At 71.1% G+C, this 3,534-nt stretch carries 3 protein-coding genes; 1 reads left to right on the forward strand and 2 read right to left on the reverse strand.

Features of this window, described 5'->3' with window-relative positions:
• Positions 1-162: 162 nt before the first annotated feature.
• Together hrpB and msrB are read right to left on the reverse strand one after the other, a co-directional pair.
• The gene (gene hrpB, locus RMO85_RS19475; protein WP_310530367.1) at positions 163-2,697 is read right to left on the reverse strand and encodes an ATP-dependent helicase HrpB; all 2,535 of its coding nucleotides are present in this window, start codon (positions 2,695-2,697) and stop codon (positions 163-165) included.
• Positions 2,698-2,724: 27 nt separating this feature from the next.
• A complete protein-coding gene (gene msrB / locus RMO85_RS19480) occupies positions 2,725-3,171 on the reverse strand; it encodes a peptide-methionine (R)-S-oxide reductase MsrB (RefSeq protein ID WP_310530368.1) in 447 nt (148 codons plus the stop codon).
• Positions 3,172-3,282: 111 nt separating this feature from the next.
• On the opposite strand from msrB, the gene RMO85_RS19485 reads away from it, so the two are divergent.
• Positions 3,283-3,534 (forward strand): DUF1801 domain-containing protein (locus tag RMO85_RS19485; RefSeq protein ID WP_310530369.1); only part of this gene is annotated, 252 nt, incomplete at its 3' end.

The following is a 3,534-nucleotide window of genomic DNA, read 5'->3' on the forward strand; positions in this document are numbered from 1 at the left end:
CCAGTCGCGACGGCGCTTGCGGCGCGAGGCCGTCGGGCTCGATACGAAGCCCTGCCCCGGTACTCAGGCCCGAGTTAGGCGCCGCGATAGCGGCGCTTTGCAGCGCTTTCGCTACGCGCCCCTGCGGCAGGGAGATTCACCCCAGGCGGGTCGACACGCCACTCAGCTTCGGCGAGCTCTGTTCGTCCGCGCGGTGGCTGGTGCGCTGCGTGGATCCTCAGGCCAGGCGTGCTTGGGATAGCGCCCGCGCAGGTCAGCACGCACGCCCGGGTAGCCGTTGTCCCAGAAGGACTCCAGGTCTGCGGTCACGGCGGCCGGGCGTCGGGCGGGGGAGAGCAGGTGCAGCAGCAGCGGGACCCTGCCGTCGGCCAGGACCGGTGCTGCGGTCCAGCCGAAGACCTCTTGCAGCCGTACGGCGAGCACCGGCTGATCCTGGGAGTAGTCGATCCGCACGCTCGACCCGCTGGGGACCTCGACGCGCTCAGGGGCCAGGTCGTTGAGCCTGCCCGCCTCCGGCCACGGCACCATCGCTCGCAGGGCGGCAGTCACGTCGATACGACGAAGATCCTGGGCCGAGCGGACCCGCGCCAGCTGCAGCCCGAGCCAGGAGTCGAGGTCCTGTGTCAGTGCTGCGTCGCTCACGTCGGGCCACGGGTCACCGAGCGCGCGGTGCAGGAAGTCGAGGCGGGCGCGCAGCGCCGTGGCCGCCTCCGTCCAGGCGAGGAGAGCGATCCCCTCGCTCGCGACCGCCTCTCGGATCGCGTTGCTCACGGCCTGCGCGGGTGGATCGCTGAGCGGGGCCGAGCTGAGCTCGATCGCGCCCAACAACGTCCGTCGGCGAGCCCGCACCCGCCCACTGGTCCAGGTGACCTCATTCACCTCGGTCCACAGCGATCCCGCTGCCTCCAGTGCGAGGTCCTCGGTGAGGGGGGCCGCCGCGCGGATCCGGGCCTCACGTTGCCCGGGCCGGCGCTCGGCGTCGCCGACCGCGAGCCACTCCAGTCCGGCCAGCGGCCCCGGGGCGCGCGAGTCGAGCGCCGCGCCTGTCCCGGACGCCATCAGGTAGCTCGACGTGTCGGAGCGCTTGCGGGCAATCCGGTCCGGGTGCGCCAGGGCCACCACCAGACCCACCGCCACGTCATCGGTGAGTGCTCGGGTGCCACCCGACGTCCCTCTCCGGTCGCCGGCGGTGCCTTGGTTCGCGACGACCTCCTCCAGTCGGGTGACCTGGCTGCGCCACGATCCTGCCCGCTGGTCAGCGCGCAGTGACCGGAGCGCAGCAACCAGGTCTCCGCCGGGAGCGCGCACGTCCTCGCTCAGCATCGCGACCACCTCTGAGGCCCGCTTGGCCCCGACGAGACCAGCCCCGTCGATGAGGGCACGCGCCAGCCTGGGATCGACCGGCACGCCCGCGATCACCCGGCCCCGCGGGGTGGCTCTCCCGTCCTCGGTCATCGCCCCCAGCCCCACCAGCACCTCCTTGGCCGACGACAGTGCGTGCGCCGGTGGCTGGTCGAGCAGCGCCATCTCGTGGACGTCGTGGCTGCCCCAGCACGCCACCTCCAGGGCGAAGGCCGTCAGATCGGCGGTGGCGATCTCGGGCTCCGGGTGAGCGGCCAGATGCGTGTGCTCCGCCTCGGACCAGCAACGCAGCACGGTCCCCTGTCCCAGCCGTCCGGCCCGTCCCGCCCGCTGCTCGGCCGCTGCTCGGCTCACCGCGACGGTGACCAGAGAAGCCAGTCCGCGACGGTGATCGGTGCGCGGCTCGCGCGAGAATCCAGCATCCACCACGACGCGAACCCCGGGCACCGTCAGCGACGACTCGGCGACCGCTGTCGAGACGATCACTCGTCGACGCGGGCCCTCGCTGAGTGCACGATCCTGCTCGGCGCCGGACAGACGTCCGTGCAGGGCGTGCACGGATGCGTCCACTCCGGCCAGGCGACGTACGGTCGCGTCGACCTCCCCGACACCCGGCACGAAGACCAGGACGTCCCCCTCGTGCCCGACCAGCGCACGACGCACGGTCGCCGCGACATGGTCGTGAAACGCCGGGGTGATCCCCCGGTCGTCGGTGCGGCGCACCCCCGCAGGCGGCGGGCACCAGACCGCTTGGACCGGGTGCAGGGCACCCGGGACGCGGATCACGGGTGCGCCGCCGCCACCGAGCAGGGCGGCTGTTCGTTCGGCCTCGATGGTGGCCGACATCGCCACCAGGGCCAGGTCCTCACGCAGGTTGGCCCGGACGTCGACGAGCAGCGCCAAGGTCAGGTCAGCGTCGAGGTGTCGCTCGTGCACCTCGTCGAGCACGACGGCCCCGACGCCGACCAGCTCGGGATCGTGCTGGATCCGCCGGAGCAGCAGCCCGGTCGTGACGATCTCGACACGTGTACGTCGACTGCTGCGTCGGTCTCCGCGTACGGCGTATCCGACTGTCTCGCCCACCGGTTCGCCGAGCAGGTGCGCCAGCCGGCGGGCAGCGGCGCGGGCTGCGATGCGGCTGGGCTGCGTGACCACGACCCGTCCGGTGACGACCCCAGCGACCGCGGGTGGGACCAAGGTCGTCTTGCCGGTGCCCGGCGGTGCCTGGACCACCGCGACTCCGCGAGTGCGGAGCGCCTCGACGAGAGGGGCCAGGCCCGCGGTGACCGGGAGGTCGGGCGGCGCCGCGAGCAGGTTGCGCAGCGGGTCGGACACTCGTGCAGTGTGCCTGACGCGCTATGCCTAGGGTCCTGCGGTTGGTTCGGGCGAAGCCTCGTCGAGCGTGAGCGCGGCGCCGTTGATGCACCAACGCTGGCCGGTGGGCACCGGGCCGTCTCCAAAGACGTGCCCCAGGTGGCCTCCGCAGCGCGCACACGTGGCCTCGCGGCGCGGAAACAGCAACTTGAAGTCGGTGCGGACCAGCACAGCATCACGAGTCGCCGAGTCCGAGAAGCTGGGCCAGCCCGTTCCGGAGTCGAACTGATCCTCCGCACGGAACAGCTCGGCATCGCAGCCCGCGCACCGGTAGAAGCCGTCCGAATTAGCTGGCGGGTGCACATACGGGCTGCTCCCGGGGGCCTCCGTGCCCGATCGGCGGAGCACACGGTAGGCATCTGGTTCCAGACTTGCCTGCCACTCAGCGTCCGTGCGCGCTACTTGAGGCTGGGGTCGTGAGCGCCGCTTGAACATGTGACCAGCCTAGGGACCGAGTCCTGACGCATCAGCGGATCAGGAAGAAGGGGTGTCCCACTTGGTCCAGGTACAGAGCGGCAGTGGACGACCCCTGCCACATTTCACCTCATGGGGGAGCGAGCACATTCAGGAGTCGATGCCTACCTCGCGCAGCTGCCCCCCTGGCAACGGTCGATATGCGAGCAGTTGCGCGAAGCGATCTGGGCTACGGACCCCGACATCGAAGAAACGATCAAGCGAACCGTGCAGCCCTACTTCGTCCTCAACGGGAACGTCTGCGCCCTGCTGGCGACGAAGGACCACGTCAACCTCTTCCTCTACGATCCGACCGTCACCGACCCGCACGGCCTCATCACCCAA

Source organism: Nocardioides sp., assembly GCF_031422975.1.
GTDB lineage: Bacteria > Actinomycetota > Actinomycetes > Propionibacteriales > Nocardioidaceae > Nocardioides.